Annotated in this window: 26 protein-coding genes; 19 read left to right on the top strand and 7 right to left on the bottom strand. The window is 70.0% G+C overall.

Annotated elements, in window-relative coordinates:
- The 3 genes from ABZW60_RS35355 to ABZW60_RS35345 are packed head-to-tail and all read left to right on the top strand — an operon-like array spanning position 1 to position 3,682.
- Positions 1–996 (top strand): ABC transporter permease, encoded by a 996-nt coding sequence (locus tag ABZW60_RS35355; protein ID WP_355484424.1) that lies wholly within the window; start codon positions 1–3, stop codon positions 994–996.
- A complete protein-coding gene (locus tag ABZW60_RS35350; RefSeq protein WP_355484423.1) occupies positions 993–1,790 on the top strand; it encodes an ATP-binding cassette domain-containing protein in 798 nt (265 codons plus the stop codon). Before ABZW60_RS35355 ends, ABZW60_RS35350 begins: the two co-directional genes overlap by 4 nt.
- A gap of 44 nt (positions 1,791–1,834) precedes the next feature.
- Positions 1,835–3,682, top strand: a complete 1,848-nt coding sequence (locus ABZW60_RS35345) for a GH32 C-terminal domain-containing protein (protein ID WP_355484421.1) — start codon at positions 1,835–1,837, stop codon at positions 3,680–3,682.
- On the opposite strand, the gene ybaK is transcribed toward ABZW60_RS35345, so the two are convergent.
- Both ybaK and ABZW60_RS35335 read right to left on the bottom strand, forming a co-directional pair.
- Positions 3,669–4,157, bottom strand: coding sequence for a Cys-tRNA(Pro) deacylase (gene ybaK, locus ABZW60_RS35340; protein WP_355484419.1), 489 nt, complete (start codon positions 4,155–4,157; stop codon positions 3,669–3,671). The genes ABZW60_RS35345 and ybaK overlap by 14 nt on opposite strands.
- Complete coding sequence (locus tag ABZW60_RS35335) at positions 4,150–4,851, bottom strand: helix-turn-helix domain-containing protein (RefSeq protein ID WP_355484668.1); 702 nt, start codon at positions 4,849–4,851, stop codon at positions 4,150–4,152. Before ABZW60_RS35335 ends, ybaK begins: the two co-directional genes overlap by 8 nt.
- 81 nt (positions 4,852–4,932) lie before the next feature.
- Between ABZW60_RS35335 and folE the strand changes: the two genes are divergently transcribed.
- Complete coding sequence (gene folE, locus ABZW60_RS35330; RefSeq protein WP_355484417.1) at positions 4,933–5,544, top strand: GTP cyclohydrolase I FolE; 612 nt, start codon at positions 4,933–4,935, stop codon at positions 5,542–5,544.
- A 30-nt stretch (positions 5,545–5,574) separates the two neighbouring features.
- Here the strand turns inward: folE and ABZW60_RS35325 are convergent, their stop codons facing one another.
- Positions 5,575–5,895: a hypothetical protein gene (locus ABZW60_RS35325; RefSeq protein ID WP_355484415.1), complete on the bottom strand. Its 321-nt coding sequence runs from the start codon at positions 5,893–5,895 to the stop codon at positions 5,575–5,577.
- Between the two features lie 216 nt (positions 5,896–6,111).
- Here ABZW60_RS35325 and ABZW60_RS35320 point away from each other — a divergent pair, with 216 nt between their 5' ends.
- Both ABZW60_RS35320 and ABZW60_RS35315 read left to right on the top strand, forming a co-directional pair.
- Entirely contained in the window at positions 6,112–7,512 is a 1,401-nt protein-coding gene (locus ABZW60_RS35320; RefSeq protein WP_355484413.1) for a 3' terminal RNA ribose 2'-O-methyltransferase Hen1, read from the top strand.
- Positions 7,512–10,046 carry a polynucleotide kinase-phosphatase gene (locus tag ABZW60_RS35315; RefSeq protein WP_355484412.1) on the top strand — a complete coding sequence of 845 codons (2,535 nt, stop codon included), beginning with the start codon at positions 7,512–7,514 and terminating at the stop codon, positions 10,044–10,046. The genes ABZW60_RS35320 and ABZW60_RS35315 overlap by 1 nt, the downstream gene beginning before the upstream one ends.
- Before the next feature lie 92 nt (positions 10,047–10,138).
- On the opposite strand, the gene ABZW60_RS35310 is transcribed toward ABZW60_RS35315, so the two are convergent.
- A complete protein-coding gene (locus ABZW60_RS35310) occupies positions 10,139–10,759 on the bottom strand; it encodes a hypothetical protein (RefSeq protein WP_355484410.1) in 621 nt (206 codons plus the stop codon).
- Between the two features lie 465 nt (positions 10,760–11,224).
- Positions 11,225–11,677, bottom strand: a complete 453-nt coding sequence (locus ABZW60_RS35305) for a hypothetical protein (RefSeq protein WP_355484408.1) — start codon at positions 11,675–11,677, stop codon at positions 11,225–11,227.
- A 296-nt stretch (positions 11,678–11,973) separates the two neighbouring features.
- On the opposite strand from ABZW60_RS35305, the gene ABZW60_RS35300 reads away from it, so the two are divergent.
- Genes ABZW60_RS35300 through ABZW60_RS35265 form a run of 8 tightly spaced genes read left to right on the top strand, consistent with a single transcriptional unit; the run spans position 11,974 to position 21,162 of the window.
- Positions 11,974–13,866, top strand: a complete 1,893-nt coding sequence (locus tag ABZW60_RS35300) for a beta-L-arabinofuranosidase domain-containing protein (RefSeq protein WP_355484407.1) — start codon at positions 11,974–11,976, stop codon at positions 13,864–13,866.
- Positions 13,866–15,560, top strand: coding sequence for an ABC transporter substrate-binding protein (locus ABZW60_RS35295; RefSeq protein ID WP_355484405.1), 1,695 nt, complete (start codon positions 13,866–13,868; stop codon positions 15,558–15,560). The genes ABZW60_RS35300 and ABZW60_RS35295 overlap by 1 nt, the downstream gene beginning before the upstream one ends.
- Entirely contained in the window at positions 15,557–16,510 is a 954-nt protein-coding gene (locus tag ABZW60_RS35290; protein ID WP_355484404.1) for an ABC transporter permease, read from the top strand. Before ABZW60_RS35295 ends, ABZW60_RS35290 begins: the two co-directional genes overlap by 4 nt.
- Positions 16,507–17,490, top strand: coding sequence for an ABC transporter permease (locus ABZW60_RS35285; RefSeq protein WP_355484402.1), 984 nt, complete (start codon positions 16,507–16,509; stop codon positions 17,488–17,490). The genes ABZW60_RS35290 and ABZW60_RS35285 overlap by 4 nt, the downstream gene beginning before the upstream one ends.
- On the top strand, positions 17,487–18,338 hold the full coding sequence (locus ABZW60_RS35280) for an ABC transporter ATP-binding protein (protein WP_355484401.1): 852 nt from the start codon (positions 17,487–17,489) through the stop codon (positions 18,336–18,338). The genes ABZW60_RS35285 and ABZW60_RS35280 overlap by 4 nt, the downstream gene beginning before the upstream one ends.
- Positions 18,335–19,159 carry an ATP-binding cassette domain-containing protein gene (locus tag ABZW60_RS35275; RefSeq protein WP_355484399.1) on the top strand — a complete coding sequence of 275 codons (825 nt, stop codon included), beginning with the start codon at positions 18,335–18,337 and terminating at the stop codon, positions 19,157–19,159. Before ABZW60_RS35280 ends, ABZW60_RS35275 begins: the two co-directional genes overlap by 4 nt.
- A gap of 20 nt (positions 19,160–19,179) precedes the next feature.
- Complete coding sequence (locus tag ABZW60_RS35270) at positions 19,180–20,433, top strand: alpha/beta fold hydrolase (RefSeq protein ID WP_355484397.1); 1,254 nt, start codon at positions 19,180–19,182, stop codon at positions 20,431–20,433.
- 42 nt (positions 20,434–20,475) lie between these two features.
- The gene (locus tag ABZW60_RS35265) at positions 20,476–21,162 is read left to right on the top strand and encodes a GntR family transcriptional regulator (protein WP_355484395.1); all 687 of its coding nucleotides are present in this window, start codon (positions 20,476–20,478) and stop codon (positions 21,160–21,162) included.
- On the opposite strand, the gene ABZW60_RS35260 is transcribed toward ABZW60_RS35265, so the two are convergent.
- Positions 21,150–21,743, bottom strand: coding sequence for a helix-turn-helix domain-containing protein (locus tag ABZW60_RS35260; RefSeq protein WP_355484393.1), 594 nt, complete (start codon positions 21,741–21,743; stop codon positions 21,150–21,152). The two genes, ABZW60_RS35265 and ABZW60_RS35260, sit on opposite strands and share 13 nt — an antisense overlap.
- A gap of 73 nt (positions 21,744–21,816) precedes the next feature.
- On the opposite strand from ABZW60_RS35260, the gene ABZW60_RS35255 reads away from it, so the two are divergent.
- Positions 21,817–22,230 (top strand): ester cyclase, encoded by a 414-nt coding sequence (locus tag ABZW60_RS35255; RefSeq protein ID WP_355484392.1) that lies wholly within the window; start codon positions 21,817–21,819, stop codon positions 22,228–22,230.
- A gap of 10 nt (positions 22,231–22,240) precedes the next feature.
- Here ABZW60_RS35255 and ABZW60_RS35250 read toward each other — a convergent pair whose 3' ends face one another.
- On the bottom strand, positions 22,241–23,224 hold the full coding sequence (locus ABZW60_RS35250; protein WP_355484390.1) for a carbohydrate kinase family protein: 984 nt from the start codon (positions 23,222–23,224) through the stop codon (positions 22,241–22,243).
- Between the two features lie 96 nt (positions 23,225–23,320).
- Between ABZW60_RS35250 and ABZW60_RS35245 the strand changes: the two genes are divergently transcribed.
- Genes ABZW60_RS35245 through ABZW60_RS35230 form a run of 4 tightly spaced genes read left to right on the top strand, consistent with a single transcriptional unit; the run spans position 23,321 to position 26,591 of the window.
- Complete coding sequence (locus ABZW60_RS35245; RefSeq protein WP_355484388.1) at positions 23,321–23,956, top strand: class I SAM-dependent methyltransferase; 636 nt, start codon at positions 23,321–23,323, stop codon at positions 23,954–23,956.
- Positions 23,953–24,597 (top strand): ABC transporter ATP-binding protein, encoded by a 645-nt coding sequence (locus ABZW60_RS35240; protein ID WP_355484386.1) that lies wholly within the window; start codon positions 23,953–23,955, stop codon positions 24,595–24,597. Before ABZW60_RS35245 ends, ABZW60_RS35240 begins: the two co-directional genes overlap by 4 nt.
- Positions 24,594–26,198 (top strand): DUF6297 family protein, encoded by a 1,605-nt coding sequence (locus ABZW60_RS35235; protein WP_355484385.1) that lies wholly within the window; start codon positions 24,594–24,596, stop codon positions 26,196–26,198. The genes ABZW60_RS35240 and ABZW60_RS35235 overlap by 4 nt, the downstream gene beginning before the upstream one ends.
- Before the next feature lie 51 nt (positions 26,199–26,249).
- Positions 26,250–26,591 (top strand): PadR family transcriptional regulator, encoded by a 342-nt coding sequence (locus ABZW60_RS35230; RefSeq protein WP_133781728.1) that lies wholly within the window; start codon positions 26,250–26,252, stop codon positions 26,589–26,591.
- The last annotated feature ends 7 nt before the right edge of the window (positions 26,592–26,598 follow it).

Raw genomic sequence — 26,598 nt, 5'->3', positions numbered from 1 at the left:
ATGGCCACGACCCAGGATCGCCTGGCTCTCTCGCTGCGGAACCGTTCGGCTGAAGCCTTTCTGCACAATCCGGCGCTGGGCCCGTTGGCCGCTCTGCTGCTCGCGGTCGTCGTGTTCTCGGCGACCACCAGTACGTTCCTCACCGTCGACAACATCTCGCTGGTGATGCAGCAGTCGTTGGTGGTGGCGACGCTCGCGCTCGGGCAGACGCTGATCGTGCTGACCGGCGGGATCGACCTCGCGAACGCCGCGATCATGGTGCTCGGGACGATGGCCCTGGCACGTCTGGTGAGTGAGGGTAGCCCGGCCGGAGTGGCGTTGGTAGCCGCGTTCGTGGTCTGCGCGGGGCTGGGCGCGGTGTCCGGTGCGCTGGTGACGCTGCTCAACCTGCCGCCGTTCATCGTGACACTCGGCATGCTGACCGTCGTGCTCGCCGCCGGCCGGTTGTACTCCGGCGGCAACTCCTTCCCGGTCACCGACGACGTCCTGGGCGTGCTCGGCGACGGCGGCTACCTGTTCGGCCAGCTGAAGGTCACGCACGGGATGACGCTGGCCGTGCTGATGTTCGCGGCCGCCTGGTACGCGCTCACCCGGACGGCCTGGGGCCGTCATGTGTATGCCCTGGGCAACGATCCCGAGGCGGCCCGGCTGACCGGTATCCACGTCGGCCGGACCAGGTTCAGCGTCTACCTGATCGCCGGCGTGATCTACGCGGTCGCCGCCTGGCAGGCTCTCGGCCGGATCCCGAACGCGGACCCGAACGCCTTCCAGACCGGCAACCTGGACAGCATCACCGCGGTGGTGATCGGCGGCACCAGCCTGTTCGGCGGGCGTGGCAGCGTGCTCGGCACGGTCGTCGGCGCGTTGATCGTCGCCGTCCTGCGCAGCGGCCTGACCCAGGCCGGTATCGACAGTCTGTACCAGGACGTCGCGACCGGTGTCCTGGTGATCGCCGCGGTCGCGTTCGACCAGGTCGTCCGCAGGAGGTCCCGATGAGTACGCCGGCCCTGCAGGCCCGCGGCCTGGTGAAGCGCTACGGCCGGGTGACCGCGATCGACGGCGCCGACTTCGACCTGTACGCCGGTGAGGTGCTCGCCGTGGTCGGCGACAACGGCGCCGGGAAGTCCAGCCTGATCAAGGCGCTGTCCGGCGCGCTGGTCCCGGACGCGGGCACGATCCTGCTCGACGGCCGGGTGACCCATTTCCACTCGCCCCTCGAGGCGCGCCACCAGGGCATCGAGACGGTCCACCAGACCCTCGCGCTGGCGCCGGCCATGGACATCGCGACGAACCTGTTCCTCGGCCGCGAGGTCCGCCGTACCGGACCGCTCGGATCGGTGTTCCGGCTGCTCGACCGCGCCGCGATGCGGGCCCGGGCGCAGGAACAACTCGACGCCCTGGGCATCGAAACCGTCCAGCACATCGGCCAGCTCGTGGAGACGTTGTCCGGTGGGCAGCGGCAGGCCGTCGCGGTCGCGCGGGCGGCGATGTTCGGCAGCCGGCTGGTGATCATGGACGAGCCGACCGCGGCGCTCGGTGTGAAGGAGTCCGGTCAGGTGCTCGACCTGATCCGGAGGATCCGCGACCGCGGCCTGCCGGTGGTGCTGATCAGCCACGACATGCCCCAGGTGTTCGAGATCGCCGACCGCATCCACGTGCACCGGCTCGGCCGCCGCGCCGCGGTGGTCAGCCCGGCCGACGCGTCGATGAGCCAGGTGGTCTCATTGATGACCGGGGCCCTGCGCCCCGGTGACCCGGATGCGCCGCCGGACCTGGAGGGCGCATCGTGATCAAGGCCGTGGTGGCGACACTGACACTGATAGGGGTTCTCGGAGTGCGAACCGACGTACCGAAGGACTATCCGGACTTCCCGTACCAGGCGACGAACTACCAGGAGGACAACCGCGGGCAGTTCCACTTCAGCACCCGCGGCGGCTGGATGAACGACGTGAACGCCCCGCTGTACTACCGCGGCGTGTACCACCTGTACTACCAGCACAACCCGTTCAGCCTGGTCTGGGACACGATGCACTGGGGGCACGCGACCAGCACCGACCTCGTGCACTGGACCCAGCGACCGATCGCTCTCGACCCGCACGTCCATCCGGGTGACCTGTGGTCCGGTGGCGGCGTGGTGGACACCGGCAACGCGAGCGGCCTGAAGAACGGCGACGACGATCCGATCATCGTGTACTCGGGCACGAACGGCGTCACGGTCTTCTACAGCTTGGACGGCGGCAACAGCTTCTCGACGTACGCCGACGGCAGGAAGGTCGCGACGCCGGGCGGCACGAGCCGCGACCCGAAGGTGTTCTGGGACCCGGTGTCGAAGCACTGGGGGATGGTCGTGTGGTCCGACGAGGGCGGCAACGGCGTCGACTTCTACACCTCCACCAACCTGCTCGACTGGACGTTCGCCTCGCGGTACCGGGCGGACTGGCTGTTCGAGTGCCCGAACATGATCCGGATGCCGGTCGACGGCGGGTACCGCTGGGTCCTGCACAGCGGCAGCGGCGAGTACCAGGTCGGAGACTGGGACGGCACGTCGTTCGACACCGACTGGACCGCTCCGCAGAAGATCAACCAGACCAGCACCTACGCCGGCAGCGGGTACTACGCCGCGCTCAACTTCTCGAACCTGCCGAACGACCGGGTCGTCTCGATGGCGTGGCAGGGCCAGAACCAGGGCTCGACGTGGACCGGCAACGCGTCGTTCCCGGTCGACCTCGGGCTGAAGCACACGTCCGCCGGTCTGCGGGTCGTCAGCAATCCGATCCCGGAGATCTCGTCACTGCGCGCGAGCACGCAGACCCTCGAGAACCTGACCGTGACGGACGGGCGCCACGCCCTGCCCGGCGGTGACACCTACGAGCTCGAGACGACGCTCGACGTACGCAAGGCTTCGAAGATCGGTCTCCGGCTGCACACGAGTCCGGACGGCTGGTTCGATCACGAGGTGGTGTACGACGTCGCGGCGCAGACGCTGGACGGCGTGCCGCTGCGGCCGGTCGACGGGAAGGTCAAGCTGCGCCTGCTGGTCGATCGTGGTCAGCTGGACGTGTTCGGGAACGACGGCGAGGTGTACCAGAGCTACAACGTGAACTTCGACAGCCTGCCGGGCGGTGAGGGGATCGACCTGGTCGCCGACGGCCGGGTGCGGGTGGACTCGCTCGCCGTTCACCAGCTGGCGTCGATCTGGAAGCATCGCGCCGAGCCGACGCTGAGGACCGACATCCGGGACGAGTGGTACCCGGCCCGGGGCACCTGGTCGGACGTTGCCGGCGGCAAGCAAGGGCAGTCGGCGGGCGACGGGTTCTACCTGAGCAAGGCGAGCGGAGCGGACTTCACGCTGGAAGGGGACGTCCAGCTGGTCGACGGGGTCGCCGCCGCGCTGACGTTCCGGGCGAACAAGGATGCGTCCCGGCACTACACGGTCAACGTCGACGCCGGTGCGAACGTCGTGAAGCTGTGGCGGCCGGGGCGCGACATCGCGACGTCCCCGCTCCAGGTCGAGCGCGGACGGAGCTATCACTTCAAGGTCGTGGCCGCCGGGGCGAGCATCAAGGTCTGGGTCGACGGCACGCAGGTGGTCGATGCGACCGACGACACGATCGCGGCGGGTCAGTTCGGGATGAACGTGTTCAACGGAACCGCGGTGGTGCAGAACGTCACCGTGCGATAGCCGCCGTCCGCGCCCTGGTCACGGTGATCAGGTCGGCGGGGGACAGGCCGATGTCGAGACCGCGCCGGCCACCCGAGACGTAGACGGTCGGGTGGTCGGTGGCGGTGCTGTCGACGACCGTGGGCAGGGCGCGCTTCTGGCCGATCGGGCTGATGCCGCCGACGACGTACCCGGTGGTGCGCTCGGCGGCGGCCGGGTCGGCCATCACGGCCTTCTTCCCACCGGCCGCGGCCGCGATCGCCTTCAGGTCGAGCTGCTTGGCGACCGGGACGACGCCGACGGTGAGCTTGCCGTCGACCTCGACGAGCAGCGTCTTGAACACCTGCTCCGGCGCCAGCCCGAGCGCCTCGGCGGCCTCCAGCCCGTACGACTTCGCGGCCGGGTCGTGCTCGTACGCGTGCGTCGTGAACTCGACCTTCGCCTTCGTCAGCGCCACGGTCGCCGGCGTTCCCTGGCTCTGCTTCGCCTTAGCCACGCTGTGACTTTACGAGACGCACGCAGCAGTGGCCGGGGGTGGGGGCGAGCTCGGCCCGGAGGCCGGCGTCGAGGCTGGTCAGCAGGCCCGCGACCAGGTGCAGGTTCATGCCGCAGACCAGTTGGGGATGGTCCCTCGCGAGTCGCCGGAACGGGCAGTTCCCGAGGGCGATGCCGTCGGCGTCGGCGCGCGGCTCGAACCCCAGGTCCTCGAGCACCCGCACCAGCAGGTCGTCCTCGTCCACCGCATCCGCCTGCCCATCGGTCGCGCGGTCGCGGGCGGTCCGGCCGAGCATCTCGCCGTACTCGTCGGCGCGGCGGTTGACCGCCTCGCGGGGTGTGACGCCGGTGGACTCGGCGTCCTGGATGGCGGCGGCGAGCAGCTGGCCGGCCACGGCGTACTGGCGCTCGGGGAGGCTGATCTCGATCTCGCGGTCCGAGCGGTGGTACAGCTTCGCGGGACGGCCGGCGCCCGGACCGGTGCGGCCGGTGCGGCGCTCGTAGCAGGTGTCGAGCAGGCCCTCCTCGGTGAGCCTGTCGAGGTGGAACGCGGCCGTGGTCCGCGGGATGCCGAGCGCGCTCGCGGCGTCGTCCCGGCTCACCGGCTCCGGCCGGCCGACGACGTACTCGTAGAGCCGGCGGCGGGTCGGCTCCTCCAGTACGGCGACCGCCTGCACCGAGGCGTCCCAGGACATGTCCACGGGATGATTCTATCGACAACTCTGGTTGGCGTAACAGTATGATGGCAGTTCGCTGATACCTCAGGGAGTGTGCAGATGGCGATCTCGGCCGACCTCGAGTCCGTCCCCCTCCATATCGTCGCCCGCCGGGAGGAGATCGACCTTCCCGCCGCGCAGCGTGCCGTCGCGGACCTGCTGACCGCGCTCGGCCGGGACCCGCACAGCGCGCACCTCGCGGACACACCGCGCCGGGTCGCGAACGCGTATGCGGAGATGCTGACGCCGCGGGAGTTCGAGCTGACCACCTTCCCGAACGACGAAGGGTACGACGAGCTCGTCCTGGCCAAGGACATCCCGGTGCAGTCGCTGTGCGAGCACCACCTGCTGCCGTTCCAGGGCGTCGCCCACGTCGGGTACCTGCCCGGCGACCGGATCCTCGGGCTGTCCAAGCTGGCCCGCGTGGTGGAGCTGTTCGCGCGCGACTTCCAGGTGCAGGAGCGGCTCACCAAGCAGGTCGCCGACTGGCTGCAGGACCACCTCGCCCCGAAGGGCGTCGGCGTCGTGATCGAGGCCGAGCACCAGTGCATGTCGCTGCGCGGCGTCCGGGCGGCCGGCTCGCGGACGGTCACGTCGTCACTGCACGGGATCCTCCGGGAGAACCCGAGCTCGCGCCAGGAGTTCTTCGCCCTGACCGGCCTCACCCCGTAAGGGCAGCCGGGCGAAGCACGTCAGCCGGCGTCAGGCAGACGCGACCGCCGGCGGCTGGTGGGACCGGCGGCCGGTGGCGAGGAGGTGCGTGAGCTCGCCGGGCAGCAGGTCCGTCCCGGGCACCGGCTCCATCTCGGAGACATCCAGCCAGCGGACGACGGTGGCGCCGCCGTGGCCGTGGACGGCGAGGATCGAATCCAGGTCCGGCCAGACGGCGGTGGAGGGGTTCGCGCCGTGCCAGCGCAGTGCCACCGAGCCGTCGGTGAACACGCAGCCTTCGGCGACGACGCCGGTTCCGGAAACCCCGCTGATGTCGGTGTAGCGGACGAGTTCGAACGTCTGGGGTCTCACCGGCGACACCCCGTGTGGCGTGACAATGCGGCCATGATCCTTTCCCCGTAGTGCGTGGTGGATTCTCGCCACAAACCGGGGACAATTACCGACTGTCAGCGGGGAAGGACGGTCTGTAGCGACTCATCTTCTCAACACAAGCTAGAACCATTCCAGCGAACACGCCAGACCCTGATCCGCGTGTCTCGAACTGCGACACGTGATCGAATACCTCAGGTGTTCCTGACGCTTGGCACCGATCTGGCCGGAGTAGACGCGCCCGCGAGTGATTTCGGGTTCCTCTTGCACAAGAACCCGGCGCGCCCGCAGGCGATCGACGTGACCGGCGGCTCGGCCCATGTCTTCTACCCCGAGGCGACCGACGACCGCTGCACGGCGGCAGTGCTGCTCGAGATCGACCCGATCGGCCTGGTGAGGGCCGGCCGCGGCAAGGCCACCGAGGGATTCACGCTCGGCCAGTACGTGAACGACCGTCCGTACGCCGCCTCGAGCCTGCTCGCCGTCGCGCTCGGCAAGCTCTTCCGTACGGCGATGAACGGCCGCTGCGACGCCCGCCCGGAGCTCGCCGCGCGGCCGATCCCGCTGGACGTGCACGTCCCCGCGCTGCCCTGCAACGGCGGCGCCGAGCTGGCGGAGCGCTTGTTCGCGCCGCTCGGCTGGACCGTCGACGCGCGCCCGGTACCGCTCGACCCGGAGATCCCGGCGTGGGGCGACTCGCGGTACGTCGACCTGCGGCTGACCGGCGTACTGCGGCTGGCCGACGCACTCAATCACTTGTATGTGATGCTGCCGGTCCTCGACGACGCGAAGCACTACTGGGTCGGGTCGGACGAGGTCGACAAGCTCGTCCGCGCCGGGGAGGGCTGGCTGGCCGCGCACCCGGAGAAGGACCTGATCTCGCACCGCTACCTCGCACACCGCCGGTACCTGTCCGACGCCGCTCTGGAGCGGCTCGCCGAGGCGGACGGTGTCGAACTCGCCGAGGAGACGACGGACGAGGGCTCGGTGTCGCTGGCCGTCGAACGGCGGACGACGGTGGCCGGCGTCCTGCGGGAGCTCGGTGCCCGCCGGATCGCCGACATCGGCTGCGGTGAGGGCGCGCTGGTCGGCGAGCTGCTCAAGGATCCGATGATCGGCGAGCTGATCGCGACGGACGTGTCGGCGCGGGCGCTGGTCGCGGCGAAGCGGCGGCTGCACTACGACGACCTGCCGGACCGCCAGCGGGACCGGCTGAAGTTCCTGCAGTCGTCGGTGACGTACGCCGACGAGCGGCTCGCCGGGCTCGACGCGGTCGTACTGATGGAGGTCGTCGAACATGTCGACCCGCCGCGACTGCCCGCGCTGGCCCATGCCGTCTTCCGGACCGCCCGCCCTGCCGCGGTCGTCGTCACCACCCCGAACAGCGAGTACAACGTGCGCTTCCCGTCCCTCGCGGCCGGCACCTTCCGCCACCCGGACCACCGCTTCGAATGGACCCGCCCGGAGTTCGGTTCCTGGGCTGCCGAGGTGGCTGCCCGGTACGGCTACACCGTCGAGCTGCGGCCCGTCGGCCCGGAGGACCCCGAGGTAGGTCCGCCGACCCAACTCGCCCTGTTCCGCCGGGAGGTGACGGGCTGATGCAGATCCCGAGCCTGTGTCTCGTGGTGCTGGTCGGCGCGAGCGGTTCCGGCAAGTCGACGTTCGCGCGGCGGCATTTCCTGCCGACCGAGGTGATCTCGAGCGACTTCTGCCGGGGTCTGGTGTCCGACGACGAGAACGACCAGGCCGCGACGAAGGACGCCTTCGAGGTGCTGCACTTCATCGCCGGCAAGCGGCTGGCGGCCGGGCGGCTGACCGTGATCGACGCGACCAACGTGCAGCCGGAGGCGCGCAAGGAGCTGGTCGACCTGGCCCGCGAGTACGACGTGCTCCCGGTCGCGATCGTGCTGGACCCGCCGGAGCGCGTCTGCGTCGAGCGGAACGAGCAGCGGTCGGACCGCCAGTTCGGCTCCAAGGTGATCATCCGCCAGCGATCCCAGCTGAAGCGCGGCCTGCGCAGCCTGAAGCGCGAAGGCTTCCGCACGGTGCACGTGCTGAACAGCGTCGACGAGATCGATGCCGTCAGCATCGAACGGACCCGGCTGTACAACGACCTCACCGATCAGACCGGCCCGTTCGACGTCATCGGCGACGTGCACGGCTGCCTTCCCGAGCTCGAGCAGCTGCTCACCGACCTGGGCTACACGCTGACCCGCGACGCCGCCGGCCGCCCGGTCGACGCCGTACACCCTGGCCGGCGGGCGATCTTCGTCGGCGACCTCGTCGACCGCGGGCCCGACAGTCCTGGTGTGCTCCGGCTCGTGATGGGAATGGTTGCCGGCGGCAATGCGTACTGCGTGCCCGGCAACCACGAGGACAAGCTGCTGCGCGCGCTGCGGGGCAAGAACGTCAAGATCAGTCACGGTCTGGAGACCACGCTCGAGCAACTGGACGCGGAGCCTGCCGAGTTCCGGGACGAGGTCGCGACGTTCATCGACGGGCTGATCTCGCACTACGTGTTCGACGGCGGCAGGCTGGTCGTGTCGCACGCCGGCCTGGTCGAGCGGATGCACGGCCGGACGTCGGGACGCGTCCGCTCGTTCTGCCTGTACGGCGAGACGACCGGGGAGACCGACGAGTTCGGGCTGCCGGTGCGCTACCCGTGGGCGAACGACTACCGCGGCCGCGCGATGGTCGTCTACGGCCACACCCCGACCCCCGAGCCGGAGTGGATCAACAACACGATCTGCCTCGACACCGGCTGCGTGTTCGGCGGCTCGCTGACCGCGCTGCGCTACCCGGAGCGGGAGCTGGTGTCGGTGCGGGCGGCCGAGGAGTACTACGCCCCGGCGAAATCGTTGCACGTGGCAGCGGCGCCGGCGCGCGAACCCGACGTACTCGAGCTGACCGACGTGACCGGCCGCCGGGTGATCGAGACCGCGTCGCACGGGCGGTTGAGCATCCGGGCCGAGCAGGCCGGCGCGGCGCTGGAGGTGATGAGCCGGTTCGCGATCGACCCGCGGTTCCTGCTGTACCTGCCGCCGACGATGAGCCCGGTCGCGACCTCGCCGGAGCCGGGGCTGCTGGAGCATCCACGGCAGGCGTTCGAGACGTACCAGGCGCAGGGCGTCACCGAGCTGGTGTGCGAGGAGAAGCACATGGGTTCGCGGGCGGTCGTGCTGCTGACGCGCGACGACGACGTGGCCGAGAAGCGATTCGGGCTCGCCGGTCGCGGCGCGATCCACACACGGACCGGGCGCTCGTTCTTCGAACCTTCGTTGACCGACGAGCTGCTGCTGCGACTGCGGGCGGTCGCCTCGCGGGCCGGGCTGTTCGAGGAGCTGGACACGTCGTGGCTGCTGCTCGACGCCGAGCTGCTCCCGTGGAGCGCGAAGGCCGAGGACCTGCTCCGCAACCAGTACGCCGCCGTCGGCGCGGCCGCCCGTACGTCGTTGCCCGCCGCAACAGCCGCGCTGCGGTCCGCTCAGGCGGCCGGGCTCGACGTCGGTGAGCTGCTGGCATCGGCCGAGCGGCGTACGGCGAACGCGGAGCGGTTCACCGCGGCGTACCGGCGGTACTGCTGGCCGACCGACGGGCTCGACGGCGTCCGGCTGGCGCCGTTCCAGGTGCTCGCGTCGGACGGGGCGACGTACCAGGACCGGCCGCACGCGTGGCACCTCGGGATCGCGGACCGGATGGTTGCCGCCGGCCCCGAGCTGATCACGCCGACGCGGCGGCTGTTCGTGGATGCCGACAGCTGGGACGCCGGGGTCGCGTGGTGGGAGGAGCTGACCGGTGCCGGGGGAGAGGGGCAGGGTGAGGGCGAAGGGATGGTCGTGAAGCCTGCCGCGAACCTGACGCGCACCGCGAAGGGGCTGGCCCAGCCGGGACTGAAGGTGCGCGGGCAGGAGTACCTCCGGCTGATCTACGGGCCTGACTACACCGAGCCGGCGAACTTCACCCGCCTCCGCGACCGCAACCTCGGGCACAAACGATCGCTCGCACTCCGCGAGTACGCGCTCGGCCTGGAGGCCCTCGACCGCGCCGCCCGCGGCGAACCGCTGTGGCGCGTCCACGAGTGCGTCTTCGCGGTCCTGGCTCTCGAGTCCGAACCCGTGGACCCCCGCCTCTGACTCACCGGCGCCCGACTCACCGGCCCTGACTCACCGGTGTCTGGCTCACGGGGGCCTGACTGGCCGGCGCATGGCTCACGGGCGCCTCTGACTCACCGGCGAGGGCGGACGAGTGCGACGGTGACGACGGCGAGCACGAGCATGACGGGAGGCAACCCGGCGAGCGGGACCTTCGGGAGCGCGCCGACGCTGACGAACGCCGTGGGCACCAGCGCGAGTGCCGTTGGAATCGGTGCACCCCGGTCGCCACGATGGACGCCGTACAGCACCAGCGGAGCGAGCACCCACAGACCGAGCAGGATCAGATAGCCGGTTCCGACTGGAGCATCGCCGGGGTGGTTGGAGGGCTTTTCCAGCCAGCCTACGAGGCCTGCGACGGCAAGGATCACCACACCGAGCACGGCGGGCAACGCGCGGAGGGCGGCGCCCCGCGCGAGCCTGCCGCGTGCCGTCGCCAGCGCGACATAGCAACCGACCAGCACGAACTCGGCGCCGACCGTCGTACTGAGGACGAACGCGCTGAAGACCTCGGGCAGGATGAGCTCCTGACACTCGGGCTGCGGCGAGCACTGCCCCGCACCAGTCGCGACCTGCAGGACATAGGACGCGAGAGCCAGCGGTACCGACAGCGCCGCGACCGCCGCAGCGACACGAAACAGGTTGCCCGCAGGCCTGGGCGGCGGCCGGTCAACGTCAAGGCGCAGGACGGTCACCCAGACCACCCTGCCGCCCAACGGGGCCACACCACGCCGCCCAAACCACCCCGCCCCGCACACCACGCGGCCCACACCACCACGCCGCCCACATCACCCCGCCCCGCACACCACGCCGCCCCGCACCACGCAGCCTCGCACCACGTCGTCCCGGACCGCAGCTCACGTCGCCCTGGACGTCACGCCGCCCCGGACTGCAGCTCACGTCGCCCTGGACCTCACGTCGCCCTGGACCTCACGCCGTCCTGGACCTCACGCCGCCCCTGAACCCCACGCCGCTCCGCACTTCACCCCGCCCCACCCCGCATCGCAGCCCAAGACGCCCGCGCTCTGCCGCGCTCCGCCGCACCCCGCACCCCCACCCCGCGCCCCGCGCCGCCGTGGCGGATCGGTGGGGCGCAGCCACGAAGGCGTCTTCGCCGTACCGGCGCTCGAGTCGGGGCCGATCGACCCGCGACTGTGAGTTCAGTGGCGCCGGCGTCGGACCATGACGGTGATCACGCCGACCACGAGCATGGTTGCGGGCAGCGCCATCGGGACGACGAGCGGGTCGTTGTTGATCAGCAGCGCGTTGCCGAGAGCGGTCGGGGCCAGGCCGATGACGACGGGGACCACGGCGCGCCGATCGCCACGTTGTACGACGCGCAGGATCAGCGGCGTGAGCAGCCACGCGCCGAGCAGGATCAGGAATATGAGTTCCGCGGCGTTGAAGCTGAGTCCGGCGCCGTTGTCCATCAGCCACCCGAAGCTGCCGACCGCGAGCGCTACGACGGCGAGCGCGGCAGGAGACCATCGCAGACCGGCCCGCAGGTCGAGCGTCCGCCGTGCGGCGGCGAGCACGAGATAACAGGCGATCACGGCAAGCTCCGCGCCCGCGGCCGCGAGCACGATGTGCAGCGGCTCCGCCGACCGTCTCACCACGTCGATCGACGGCGGACAGGGATGGTCCTGACAAGGAACGCGCTCCGGCGGAACAGCCAGGTAGGCAACCCACAGCAACGGGATGCTGACAAAACTCACCACAGCCGTGACACGAAACAGATTGCCGGCAGCAGGCTTGGCCGGTGAACGGCGCAGGTCGAGCGGAGCGGTCACACGCACACGATCCCGCCTGAGAGGGCCACCAGGTTGTCGCGGGCGTGGATCGTTTCCGGCGTGTAAACGTCTTCCGGGAGGGGTTGGCAAGGTGTGACATTGCACTTAAGGTCTGTGCAATGTCACACGGTACAGAGGTCGACGTGCAGCTCACCGATGGGTTGCTGCACGACTGGCAGGTGCGGAACCGGCGGGCGACGATCCCGCACGCGATCGCGGAGCTGCGCAAGGCCGGGAACCTGGAGAACCTGCGCCGGCTGGCCGGCCCGTCGGTCGGGCCGTACCGCGGGCGGTATCCGTTCCTGGACACGGATCTCTACAAGACCCTCGAAGGTCTCGCCTACGAGGTCGGTGCGGACGACGCGCCGGCCGGAGCGCGGGAGTTCTTCGACGAGGTCGTCGAGCTGCTCGAGCAGGCGCAGGCCGAGGACGGCTACCTGAACTCGTACTTCCAGGACCCGGACCAGCCCAAGCAGCCCTGGTCGGACCTCGGCTGGGGGCATGAGCTCTACAACCTCGGCCACCTGATCCAGGCCGCGGTCGCGGCGCAGCGTCGATTGTCGGACGGCAGATTGTTGACAATCGCCCGGCGGTTCGCGGATCTCGTCGTCCGGAAGTACGGCGCCGACGGCGAGCAGGTCGTCGACGGTCATCCCGAGGTGGAGATGGCGCTGGTCGAGCTTTATCGAGAAACCGGTGACGAGGACTACCTGACGCAGGCCCGGCTGTTCGTCGACCGCCGCGGCCGCGGGAAGCTCAAGCACACGATCTTCCCGGGGGAGTACTTCCAGGACCACGTGCCGTTCCACGAGTTGCCGTCCGTCACCGGGCACGCCGTACGGATGGCGTACCTCGCGGCCGGCGCCGCCGACGTACACCTGGAGACCGGGGATCCGACGCTGCTCGCGGCGCTCGAGCGGCTGTGGGACGACATGGTCGGGACCAAGCTGTACCTCACCGGCGGGCTCGGCAGCAGACATTCCGACGAGGCGATCGGCGACCGGTACGAGCTGCCGTCGGAACGGGCGTACGCCGAGACGTGCGCGGCGATCGCGACGATGCAGTGGGCGTGGCGGATGTTCCGCGCGACCGGGCAGGCGAAGTACCTGGACGTCTACGAGACGGTGCTCTACAACGCTTACGCGGTAGGGCTTTCGGCCGACGGTACGGCGTTCTTCTACGACAACCCGCTGCAGCGCCGCCCCGACCACGAGCAGCGCTCCGGTGCCGAGGACGGCGGCGAACTCCTGCGCCGCGCCTGGTTCGGCTGCCCGTGCTGCCCGCCCAACATCATCCGCTGGATGTCCGAACTCCAGGACCACGTAGCACTTGCCCGGGACAACGTCCTGTACGTCGGCATCTACGCCGACGCACGCATCAGCACCGAAGACCTCACCGTGGACATCACCACCGGCTACCCGTGGGACGGCGAGGTCACGCTGACCGTCGAGGACGCACCGGCCGAGGAGCGAGCGATCGCCCTCCGCGTCCCCCGGTGGGCGCAGGACGCGACGCTGACGACGCCGTCCGGGCCGGCGGACCTGCTGGCCCCCGGCGGGCCGGGAGACGCGCAGGTGGAGAAGGACGGGTGGGTCGTCGTGCGTCGGACATTCGTTGCCGGTGACGTTGTGCGGTTGACGTTGCCGATGGTGCCCCGGGCGCATGGATCCCATCCGTACCTGGACGCGACCCGGGGCGCGATCGCCGTCGCCCGCGGTCCGCTGGTTTATTGCGTTGAGCAACAAGATGTGGCGGCGCCGGTGGACGATCTGCTGGTTCGTCCGGCGGCCGTCCGCGCGGCGACCGCGAGCGAGCGGGAAGACCACATCGTCCTGGGGCTGACGGCCGGCGTCGCGCCGGTCCCGTCGCCCGAGCTCTACCCGGTGATCACCGGAACAACCCGGGAAACCGCTGTCGACGAAGTACCGGTGACGTTGGTGCCGTACTTCCTCTGGGGAAACCGTCAGGCCCTGGCCATGCGTGTGTGGCTGCGAACCGAAAGAGAAGACTGATGAAGAGAACTTCCATGCTGGTGGGGCTCGTGGCGTCGGCCGCGCTCGCGCTGACCGCGTGCGGCGGCGGTGCGTCGGGCGCGAAGGGCGAAGCCGCCGGGCCCGGTGCCAAGGCCGCCGAGGGCGGGACGCTCCAGGTGCTCGCGAACGCGGCGTTCTCGCACCTCGACCCGGCCCGCGGTTTCGACGGCGGCGTGAACAACTTCTACCGGCTGATCTACCGCACGCTGACCACCCAGGGCGCGGCACCGGGGGCCGAGGGCACCAAGATCGTGCCTGACCTCGCGACCGACACCGGCAAGCCGTCGGACGGCGGCAAGACCTGGACCTTCACGCTGAAGGACGGCGTGTTCTTCGAGACCGGCGCGCCGATCACCAGCGCGGACGTGAAGTGGGGCGTCTCGCGCGCGTGGGACCCGGAGATCGGCATCGGCTCGCCGTACGCGAAGCAGCTGATCGAGGCGCCCGCGTCGTACCAGGGCCCGTACAAGTCCGGTGATCTGCCGACCATCGAGACGCCGGATGCGAAGACGATCGTGTTCCACCTGAAGAAGCCGTTCGCGGACTTCGGCAGCGTCGTCGCGCAGAACACGTTCACGCCGGTGCCGAAGGGGCAGGGCGCGGGCAACGCACTGGACAGCAAGCCGATCGCGTCCGGGCCGTACAAGCTGGCCGAGTACAAGCCGGGCGCGTCGCTCAAGGTGGTCCGCAACGACAAGTGGGACAAGAAGACCGACGACGTGCGGACGGCGAACCCGGACGCGTTCCAGTGGACGTTCGGCCTGGACCCGGCGACGATCGACGAGCGGATGATCGCCGGTCAGGGCACCGACGCCGACGCGATCGCCGGCACCGTCCAGGCCGCGTCGGTCGCCCGGATCCAGACGCCGCAGCTCAAGCAGCGGACGATGACCGGGCTCGGCGGATGTACGACGTACATGGGCCTGAACACCACGAAGAAGCCGCTCGACAACGTCAAGGTCCGCCAGGCCATCAACCTGGCGGTGAACAAGCAGACGGTGCGGGACGCGGACGGCGGGTCGGCGCTCGCCGAGATCGCGAACACCATCCAGCCGCCGACCATCGCCGGCCGCCTGGACTACGACCCGTACCCGAGCCCGGATCACAAGGGTGACGTCGAGGGCGCCCGCAAGCTGCTCACCGAGGCCGGGTTCGCGGACGGCTTCACGATGACGCTCGACACCCGGGCGCAGCCGAAGATGCAGGCGATGGCGGTCGCGATCCAGCAGGCGCTGGAGCCGCTGAAGATCACCGTGAAGATCAACACCATCGACACCGCGACGTACTACGAGGTGATCGGCACGACGTCGCAGCAGCACGACGCGGCGATCACCGGCTGGTGCCCGGACTGGCCGTCCGGCCAGACCTTCCTGCCGCCGCTGTTCGACGGCCGCAACATCACCCCGAAGGGCAACACCAACCTGGCGCAGCTGAACGACCCGGCGGTGAACGCGAAGATCGACGAGATCGCCAAGCTGACCGACGTCCAGGCCGCGAACAAGGCGTACGGCGAACTGGACAAGCAGATCATGGAGCTCGCCCCGATCGTGCCGCTGCTCTACGAGAAGGTCCTGATGCTGGTCGGCGGCAACATCGCCGGCGCGTACCTGCACGACGGCTTCTCCGGTGGCATCGACCTGGTGTCCGTGGGGCTGAAGGACGCCTCGAAGTGACAACCACCCCGGCACTGATCGAGGTCGAGGAGGCGGGACTGTCGGAGCCCTCGGCACCCCCCACCTCGGGCCGGCGGATCCTGACCAGGATCACGCAGGACAAGGGCGCGCTGGCCTGCCTGGTGTTCCTGGGGATCGTGGTGCTGATGGCCGTGGCGGCGCCGCTGATCACCAAGCTCAGCGGCTGGGGGCCGTACCAGTTCGATTCGGCCGCGATCAACTCAGACCTGGGCGGCGTACCGCATGGTGCGCTCGGCGGGATCAGCGGCTCGCACTGGTTCGGTGTCGAGCCGCAGAACGGCCGTGACCTGTTCGCGCGGATCGTCTACGGCGCCCGCGTATCGATCACCATCTCCTTGTCGGCAACCTTGCTGACCGGGATCCTCGGCGTCGTGCTCGGCATGCTCGCCGGGTTCTACCGCGGCTGGGTCGACCAGGTGATCTCGCGCCTGATGGACTTCCTGATGGCGTTCCCGGCGCTGATCTTCATGATCGCGATCCTGTCGTCGCTGCCGTCGGGGAACCGGCCGGTGCTGCTGGTCGTGGTGATCAGCGCGTTCGGCTGGCCGTACCTGGCCCGGGTGATCCGCGGGCAGACCATGACGCTGGCCAACCGCGAGTTCGTCGAGGCGGCGCGGGCGTCCGGGGCGAAGGACGCGCAGGTCGTGTTCCGCGAGATCCTGCCGAACCTGCGCGGGTCGATCGTGGTGATGACGACGCTGGCGATCCCCGGCTTCATCGGCACCGAGGCCGGCCTGTCGTTCCTCGGCGTCGGCGTCTCGCCGCCGACCGCCTCCTGGGGCCAGATGATCTCCAGTTCGGTGAGCTGGTACTCGGTGGACCCGATGTTCTTCGCGATCCCCGGCACGTTCCTGTTCCTCACCGTGCTCTCGCTGACGGTTCTCGGCGACAAGGTCCGCAGCCTGATCGACCAAGGAGAGGCGGCATGACGCGCTACGTCCTCGGGCGGCTCGGCGGCGTCGTCCTGATCCTGCTGGCCGTCTGCCTGTTCACGTACCTGATCTTCTTCAAGCTCTCGCCGGATCCCGCGGTGATGATCTGCGGCAAGACGTGTACGCCGGAACGCATCGACTCGATCCGCGACGTGCTCGGGCTGAACCAGCCGCTGCTGACCCAGTTCTGGCAGTTCTTGAGCGGGATCTTCGCGGGTCGTGACTACGGCTCGGTGCACTGCTCGGCGCCGTGTCTCGGGTACAGCTTCCAGACCAACGAGTCGGTGTGGAGCATGCTCACCGCGCGGCTGCCGGTGAGCATCACGGTCGCCGTCGGCGCCGCCGTGCTCTGGCTGCTCGCCGGCGTGATCGGTGGTCTGGTCAGCGCGGTCAAGCAGGGCACGTGGTGGGACCGGACCGGGATGGGCCTCGCGCTCGGCGGCGTCAGCGTTCCGAACTACGTGCTCGCGCTGGTGCTGCAGTACGTGCTGGTGGTGAAGCTGCAGCTCCTGCCGTTTCCCTCGGCGGTGTCGTTTGTCGACAATCCTCTTGTCTGGTTGGAGTCGTATCTGATGCCGTGGGTCGTGCTCGCCGTCGGGTACGCCTGTCTGTACGCACGGCTGACCCGCAGCAACGTCATCGACACCCTGGCCGAGAACTACTACCGGACCGCGCGGGCGAAGGGGCTGAGCGGTGCGCTGATCCTGCGCCGGCACGCGCTGCGGCCCGCGCTGACGCCGATCACCACGATCTTCGGGATGGACTTCGCCGGGCTGCTCGGCGGCGCGCTGATCACCGAGACCGTGTTCGGCCTGAACGGGATCGGCAAGCTGGCCGCCGACTCGATCGCCAAGAACGACCAGCCGGTGATCATGGCGGTGACCCTGCTGGCCGCCTTCTTCGTTGTCGTCGGCAACGTGGTGGTAGACCTGCTGTACACGGCGCTCGATCCGCGGGTCCGGGTGGTGTCGGCATGAGCGACGCATTGTTCGTTGTCGACAATCTGACGGTCACCTTGCCGACCAGCCGCGGACCGGTCGACGTGGTCAAGAACGTCTCGTTCACGGTCGACCGGGACGAGACGGTGGGCATCGTCGGCGAGTCCGGCTCGGGCAAGTCGATGACCGCCCTCGCCGTCCTCGGACTGCTGCCACCAGGTGCCCGTACGTCGGGAAGCGTCACGCTGGACGGCGCCGAACTGCTCGGGCGCTCGGACCGCGACCTCAGATTCGTGCGGGGCAACGCGATCTCGATGGTGTTCCAGGACCCGCTCTCGTCGCTGAACCCGTACTACACGGTGGGTCTGCAGATCGCCGAGATGTACCGGACACACCGCGGCGGCTCGCGGAGCGCGGCCCGGAAGGTCGCGATCGAGGCGCTGGAGCGGGTGCACATCCCGGACGCGGGGCGGCGGGTCGACCATTACCCGCACCAGTTCTCCGGCGGTATGCGGCAGCGCGTGATGATCGCGATGGCGCTGTGCTGCTCGCCGTCGCTGCTGATCGCGGACGAGCCGACGACCGCGCTGGACGTCACGGTGCAGGCCCAGATCCTGGAGTTGCTCGGCGAGCTGCAGTCCACGACCGGGACCGGGATGATGTTCATCACCCACGACCTCGCGGTGATCAGCTCGATCGCCGAGCGGGTGCTGGTGATGCGGTCGGGTGATCCGGTCGAGTACGGGACCGCGGAGCAGGTGTTCTCGGACCCGCGGCACGAGTACACGCGGATGCTGCTGGACGCCGTCCCCAGAATCGACGACGGCATCGACGACGGCATCGACGACGGCATCGACGACGGCATCGAGGAGGAGGCGGCGTCATGACCTTGCTCGAGGTGCGCGGTGTGACGAAGGAGTTCGTCACCCGGGGCGAAGGGGCGATGGCCCGCAGGTCCACGTTCACCGCGGTCGACGACGTGAGCTTCGAGGTCGAGCTGGGCGAGACGCTCGCGATCGTGGGGGAGTCGGGCAGCGGCAAGTCGACGACCGCACGGATCGCGGCCCGGCTGCTCGAGCCCACCGCCGGCACGGTCGTGTTCGACGGGCAGGACGTGACGAAGGCCCGCGGCAAGGACCTCGCCACGTTCCGGAACAACGTGCAGGTGGTGTTCCAGGACCCGTTCTCGTCGCTCAACCCGCGGTACACGGTCGAGCGGATCGTCACCGCGCCGCTCACCTACCAGGGGATCACCCCCAAGGGCGGCCGGCGGGCGTTCACGCAGGAGCTGATGGAGCGGGTCGGCCTGAACCCGGACCACTGCCGGCGGTACCCGGCGCAGTTCTCCGGCGGCCAGGCGCAGCGGATCGGCATCGCCCGGGCGCTCGCGGTGAACCCCAAGCTGGTGATCTGCGACGAGGCGGTGTCGGCGCTCGACGTGTCGATCCAGGCGCAGGTGCTGGACCTGCTGGTGCGGCTGCAGCGCGAGAGCGGGTTCAGCTACATCTTCATCGCGCACGACCTGGCCGTCGTCCGGCAGATCTCGCAGCGGGTCGCGGTGATGAGCCGGGGCAGAATCGTGGAGACGGGGCTGCGGGACCAGGTGTTCGGCGATCCCCGGGACGAGTACACCAAGACGCTGCTGGCCGCCGTACCGCGGATCAACCCGGAGTGGGACGCCAGGCGCAGGCAGAAAGAGGCGGGATGACCAGCTACACGATTCCTCGGATGCATGTCCGTGAGCACACCGTGCCGGTACCCCTGGACTGGGCGAATCCGGGCGAGTCGATCACGGTGTTCGCGCGGGAGTTGGTGGATCCGACGCGGCAGGACGAGGACCTGCCGTGCCTGCTGTTCCTGCAGGGCGGGCCCGGTGGGAAGGGGCCGCGGCCGACCGGCGCGGACGGCTGGATCGGGCAGGCGCTGAAGAAGTACCGGGTCGTGCTGCTGGACCAGCGCGGCACCGGTCGCAGTACGCCGGTCAGCGGCCGGCGGATGGCGTCGATGTCGGCCGAGGAGGGCGCCGACTACCTGGCCTGCTTCCGGGCGGACTCGATCGTCGCGGACGCCGAGCACGTGCGAAAGACCGTCTTCAAGGGCAAGCGCTGGTCGACGCTGGGGCAGAGCTACGGCGGCTTCCTGACCCTCACCTACCTGTCGAAGGCGCCCGAGGGTCTCACCGCCTGCTACGTGACCGGCGGGCTCGCCTCGATCGACCCGTCCGCGGCGGAGGTGTACCGGCGGACCTATCCGCGCGTCGCGGCCAAGAACCGCGAGTTCTACCGGCGCTACCCGCACGACGTGGAACGCGTCGGCCGGATCGCGGACCGGCTCGCGACGGATGACGTACGCCTGCCGGACGGGGACCGCCTGACGGTCCGGCGGTTCCAGTCGCTCGGGATCGATTTCGGGATGAAGCCCGGGTACGAGCGCATCCACTGGCTGGTCGACGAGGCCTTCGACGGCGACGAGCTCTCCGACACGTTCCTCGGCCAGGCGCTCGGCCTCTCGTCATACCTCGGGAACCCGCTGTTCGCGGCGTTGCAGGAGAGCATCTACGGCTCGGGTGACGGAGCGACGGCGTGGGCGGCCGAGGCGGAGCGGGCGCGGCATCCCGAGTTCGCGGAGGACGCGCGGCCGCTGCTGTTCACCGGCGAGATGATGTACCCCTGGATGTTCGCCGAGATCCGCGGGCTGCGGCCGTTCCAGGGCGCGGTCGAGCTGCTCGCGCAACGGCCGCGGTGGTCCGAGCTGTACGACCTCGAGCGGCTCGCGGCCAACGACGTCCCCGTGGCGGCCGCGGTGTACTTCGACGACATGTACGTCGACGCCGGGCTGCAGCTGGACACCGCGCGCCGGGTCGGGAACGTGCAGGCCTGGGTGACGAACGAGTACGAGCACGACGGCCTCGGCGCCGACCGGGTGTTCGAGCGGCTGACCGAGCTGGTCGCGGCGATCGGGGGTGGCGTCCGCGACCGGTGAGGTCCGGTCCTTCACAATAGGCGGCGACCCAGGAGGTGAACCATGGCTGCCGATTCGATCGGGCCGCTGCCGAGCGTACGGCGGCTGGCGCAGCGCGAGAACCTGCGCGACAGTGTCGCCAACGCACTGCGGGCGGCGGTGATCTCCGGCGAGCTGAAGCCGGGGGAGGTGTACTCGGCGCCGACGCTCGGCGCGCGGTTCGGGGTGTCCGCGACGCCGGTCCGCGAGGCGATGCTCGACCTGGTCCGCGAGGGCCTGGTGATCTCGCTGCGGAACAAGGGGTTCCGGGTCACCGAGGTGTCCGACGAGGACCTGGACAACGTCGCGGCGGTCCGGCAGCTCATCGAGCCGCCGACGATCCGTGACGTCGTCCCGGCGATCCCGGCGAAGGACTACCCGCGGCTGCGCCGGCTGGCCGACGACATCGTGGTCGCGGCCGAGGCGGGCGACCTGATCGCCTACATCGAGGCGGACCGGGTCTTCCACGTGACGCTGCTCGCGTACTCCGGCAACCAGAAGCTCGTCGACGTCGTGTCGGACCTGCGCTCCCAGACCCGGCTGCTCGGCCTGACCCCGTTGGTCGAGAGCGGCCGGCTGGTCCCGTCCGCCACCGAACACCACGACCTGCTCGACCTCGTTGAGGCCGGCGACGCCGAGGGCGCCGAGCAACTGATGCGGCGCCACATCGGCCACGTGCGGGGTCTGTGGGCCCGCTCTCAGAGCAACTGACGCCGGAGCGAGTCCGCGACGAACGTCTCGAACTCGGCGCGCGTCCACCCGGACTCGTCGACGAGCTCCTGGTACACGCCGGGCGCCGCCAGGGCGCGGTAAACGGCCTGGGCCTGCGCGAGCGGGACCCGCAGTACGTCCTCGAGTGACGCGATCATCGCGTCCATGACCTGGTTGCGGCCGGCGAGCTTCGACCGCAGCAGGGCCTTGGTCTCGGGGCTCTCGTCGGTCGCGGCCTCGAAGATCAGCACGACGTCGAAGCCGGCCGAGTACAGGTTGGTCAGCCAGCCTGCCGCGCCGACCAGCCGGTCGACCGGGTCCGCGATCGCGAGCACCTGCTCGGCGCGCTCGATCGCCCCGGCGTCCCGGAGCCACTGGTCGCAGATCAGCGACAGGATCTCGCGCTTGGTGCCGAACGCCGAGTACACGGTCCTGGTCGCGACACCGGCCTCCTTGGCGATCGCGTCGATGCTCGTGGCGCCGTACCCCTGCGCGGCGAACAGCCGGCGCGCGGCCTGCGCGATCCGGATCCGGGTCTCCTCCGCCTGCACCTGGCGGTAGGTCTTGACAGGTTCGGCCACGTCGGCACACTATCACTGTGTTCAGTGCAGTAACACTGCATCGAGTGCATCATTAGTGCAAACGGGAGGGGACATGGAACCGCTGGCGGTGTTGGAACGGATCCTGCACGAGGGGTTCGCGACCGGGAACGCGGCGATCGTCGACGAGGTGTGTGCGCCGGACCTGATCGAGCACCAGTTCGGTCTGGCCGGTCACGGGGAGCAGGCGCGGGAGCAGGTCAGAGCCGCGATCCGGCAGGTGCACGAGCTGATGCCGGACATCGTCTACACGCTGGAGGACTCGGTCGTCGTCGGCGACCTGGTCTGGGCCCGGGGGAGGGCGCGGGGTACGGCGACCGGGGCGTTCTTCGGGCCGCCGAGCAACGCGCCGATCGACATGGCGCTGTTCGAGCAGGCGCGGGTGGTCGACGGGCGGATCGTGGAGCACTGGGGCTGCCCGGACCGCTTCGCGCTCCTCGCGCAGACGGGCGCGCTCGCGCGCCTCTGACGGTTCGCCGTCAGGCGATCGCGCCGAGCGCCTGCTTCGCGGTGCTGGCGGCGTCGGCGCCGTACGCGCCGGTGAGCCGGTCCAGGAACGTCGGGTGGTCGAGGCTGTACTCCTGGGTGCCGACCGTCTCCAGGACCGTGGTCGCCAGCGTGCAGCCGAGGTGCGCGGCGGCTTCGTGGTCGAGACCGTTGGCGCGACCGGTGAGGTAGCCGGCCCGGAAGGCGTCGCCGCCGCCGGTCGGGTCGACCAGGTTCGGCGCGGGGACGGCCGGGACCTTCGCCAGGATCCCGGTGGCGTCCTCGATCACGACGCCGTCGCCGCCGTGGGTGGTGATCCGGACGCCGACCCGCGCGAGGATCTCGTCGTGGCTCCAGCCGGTCTTCTGCACCATCAGGCCGGCCTCGTACTCGTTGCTGAACAGGTACGCCGCGCCGTCGACGAGCTTGCGGATGTCGTCGCCGTCCATCCGCGCCATCTGCTGCGACGGGTCGGCCGCGACGGCGATCCCGTGCTGCTTGGCCAGCTCGGTGTGCTTGAGCATCGCGTCCGGGTCGTCGGCGCCGATCAGGACCAGGTCGACACCACCAGCGGCCTGATGGATCGCGCCCAGGTCGAGCTCACGCGCCTCGGCCATCGCGCCGGTGTAGAACGAGGCGATCTGGTTCGCGTCGAGGTCTGTCGTACAGGTGAACCGCGCTGTGTGTACGTTCGCGCACACGCGGACGTGCGAGATGTCCACGCCGGCCGCCGTCAGCGCCGCGCCGTACTCGGCGAAGTCGGCGCCCACCGAGCCGACCAGCAGCGACGGGAACCCGAGCTGGGCCATGCCGTAGCAGATGTTCGCGCCGACGCCGCCGCGGTGCACGACCAGCTCGTCGACCAGGAACGACAGGGAGACCTTGTGCATCTGTTCCTCGAGGAACTGGTCCTTGAACCGGCCCGGGAACGTCATCAGGATGTCGGTCGCGATCGAGCCGGCGACGGCGATGCGCATGCGGGGTGCTCCCTCGAGGTGGGGTGGGTGTCAGGCCAACGAACAACCCATAGAGACTACAGGCGACCGATCTAATACACGGAGGGGTGGATTTCCATGGGCCATCAGGTGCCGGTGACCGAGGAACTGCACGACTACATGCTCGCCCACGGCATGCCGCTGGACGAGATCGCGACCGAACTGCGCGCCGAGACCGAGCAGCTCGGCAGCCCCGCGGGGATGCTCACGACCGCGGACCAGGCCGGTCTGCTGACCACGCTGACCCGGCTGATCGGCGCCCGCCGGGCGGTCGAGATCGGCACGTTCACCGGCTTCTCCGCGCTGGCGATCTCGCGCGGCCTGCCGGACGACGGTGAGCTGATCTGCCTGGACGTCAGCGACGAGTGGACCTCGATCGGCCGCAAGTACTGGGAGCGGGCCGGCGTCGCGGGGAAGATCGACCTGCGGATCGGCGACGCGCACGAGTCGGCGGCCAAGCTCGACGGCGAGTTCGACCTGGCCTTCGTCGACGCCGACAAGGACTGGTACATCCGGTACTTCGAGACCGTGCTGCCGCTGATCCGGCCGAACGGGCTGCTGCTGTTCGACAACACGCTGGCCGGCGGCCGGGTGATTGACGAGGACGGGCCCGCCGACCGCAAGGAGTTCAACGCGCATGTCGCGCAGGACGACCGGGTCGACGTCGTCATGCTCGGCATCGGCGACGGACTGACGCTGGTCCGCAAGAAGTGAGCAAGAAGGCGGCGCCCCGGCTCGCGGTGGCGGATCTGCAGCACAAGTACGGCGACCGGCCGGTCATCGAGGGCCTGACGTTCACGCTGGCGGCCGGCCGGGCGATCGCGCTGGTCGGCCCGAACGGCGCCGGCAAGACGACCGTGCTCAAGTGCATCGTCGGCGCGGCCGAACCGGCCGCCGGGAAGATCCTGCTCGACGGCGCACCGATCGACGAGCGGGCCGACGCGGTCCGCCGGGACGTCGCCACCTTGCTCGACGACCTGGACTTCTTCCCGGACCTGACCGCGGCCGAGCATCTCGACCTGCTCGCCCGCGCGCACGGCAACGCCTCGCCCGAGGACCTGGTGGACACCATCCTGCACGACATCGGCCTGCTACCGGCCGCCGACCAGTTGCCGGGCTCGCTGTCGTCCGGCCAGCGCCGCAGGCTCGCGCTGGCCACCGCGCTGGTCCGCCCGCGCAAGCTGATGGTGCTCGACGAACCCGAGGCGCGGCTCGACACCGACGGCGTGAAGTGGCTGTCGGAGCGCCTCGTCGCGGAGAAGAAGTCCGGTACGGCGATCCTGTTCGCCAGCCACGACCCGGAGCTCGTCGAGACGGTCGCGGACTCCGTCGTCACGCTCACCCCGCTGCCATGAGCGCTGCCGACGGGCCGGTGCAGTTCGATCCGGCGGACTTCGGGGCGATCCCGTCGTCGCGGTCGCTGCGGCGGTGGATGCGGACGACGCGGCGGCAGCACGCGGACCGGTCGTTCTGGGAGATCTTCGAGGACGTCTACCTGGTCCTGTTCACGATCGCGATGGTGGGCGCGACCGGCGGCAATGTCGTCCGGCACCTGAACTCGAACGCCTCCGGTTGTACGTCGCAGACGTGCGGCCGGCTCACCGACTGGATGCCGTGGATCGCCGTACCGTTGCTGCTGGCAATCACCATCCGGGTGCTGCTCGCGATCGGCCCGGTGTCGGCGTCGCGCGCGACCGGCTTCTGGCTGCTGGCGACCCCGGTCGACCGAGCGTCATTGCTGCGGCCGGCGTACCGGCTGGTGATGGGATCCGTCGCGGTCATCGGCGTCGTCATCGGCGCGCTGGTGTGGGCCCTCCTGGGAGCGTCCCTGATCGACGTGCTCCTGGCAGCGGTACTGATCGGTGCGGCACTGATCTGCGCGGCCGTCGCGACAGTCTGGGCACAACAGACCACCCGCCGCTCCAAGTGGGCCCTGAGAGTGGCTGACCTACTGCTGGCGGCCGCCGTGATCCCCGCGGTCATTCTGGCCTTTCGGCCGCGCGAGGACCAGTTCAGCAACAGAGTCCTGTCGGCCTCGGAGTTCGTCGGTTCCCGCACCGAGCTCGTCGACACCTACGGATATCCGACGCTCCGCTTCGGGGAGGTCCGCGACAGCGGCGGGTTGACCTCCGGTCAGCTGTCCTGGGTTCTGGTGGGCGGGGCGCTGGTCGTCGTGTGCACCGTGCTGGCTTTCCTCGTCTCGCGGACGTTGGATCGGCTGGGGCGGATCAGTGTGATCGCGGGTGGGGAGTTGCTGGCCGGGCTGGCGGGTGCTGCGAGCAGCTTGGACATCAGCATGCTCGGGGACGTGATCGCCGGCCGGCACTGGCGGCTCAAGGGGCGGGCTCGCTCGAGCCGCGGGCGGGGCGCGCAGGGCGCCGCGATCGTGCATCGTGAGTTCCGCCGGATCCTGCGCTGGCCCCGGCGGCTCGCCGTCGCGTTCGCGCTGCTCGTGGTCCCGTACGCCGTCCACGGCGCCGGCTTCCACGTCCTCGTCCCGGTCGCCGCCGCGATCGCCGGCTTCATCGCCGTCCGGCCGATGCTCGACGGGCTCCGTACCGCCTGCCGCTCCACCGGGCTCGTCCGCGCGCTCGGCTGGGACCTCCGCGAGCTGCGGGTGATGATGGCGGTCGTCCCGGGCCTCTTCACGCTCTTCTGGTCCGCCTGCGCGTACCCGGCGATCGGCAGCGCGTCGGCCTCCTTCGCCGTTGCCGCCGGCATCATCACGGGCACCGTCCGGCAGGCGTCCGCCCGGCCCCCGTCGTACGCCGGCCCGCTGGTCACGTCACCGATGGGCGCGATCCCGCCCGGCCTGTTCTCCCAGCCCGCCCGCGGCTTCGACCTGCTGGTCCTGTGCCTGGCGCCGGTCCTGCTCAACCTCAGCCCGCTCTGGGTAGTGGTGGTCTCGTCCGTCGTGCTCCTCGGAATGCTGGCCGTCCGCCCGAAGACCGCCTGACGCGGCAATCATCCTTGCCGGATCTTGGCGCGGACAGGTACCTTGTCTCGCATGGTAGCGGAGAAGGTCTTCACGCAACTGCGCCGCGGGACGCTGGAGTTCTGCGTCCTGGCGCTGTTGCAGGGAGAGCCTCGTTACGGTTTCGAGTTGGTGAAGGCGCTGGGCGAGGTCGACGGACTGGTGACCACCGAAGGCACGATCTATCCACTGCTGGCTCGGCTGCGACGGGAGGGTCTGGTGGAGACGAGCTGGCGCGAGTCCGAGTCCGGGCCGCCGCGGCGCTACTACACATCGACGGCCGAGGGCAGCCAGGCGCTGGCTGCGTTCACGGCGGACTGGCAACGGTTCTGCGCCTCGGTCGACGCGATCCTGGAGAGTGGGAGACGGGGATGAACGTGGA

The sequence above is a fragment of the Kribbella sp. NPDC003557 genome (assembly GCF_040610805.1).
Taxonomy (GTDB): domain Bacteria; phylum Actinomycetota; class Actinomycetes; order Propionibacteriales; family Kribbellaceae; genus Kribbella.
The sequence above is the reverse complement of the archived record's forward strand: the minus strand, read 5'-3'. Positions and strand labels throughout refer to the sequence as shown.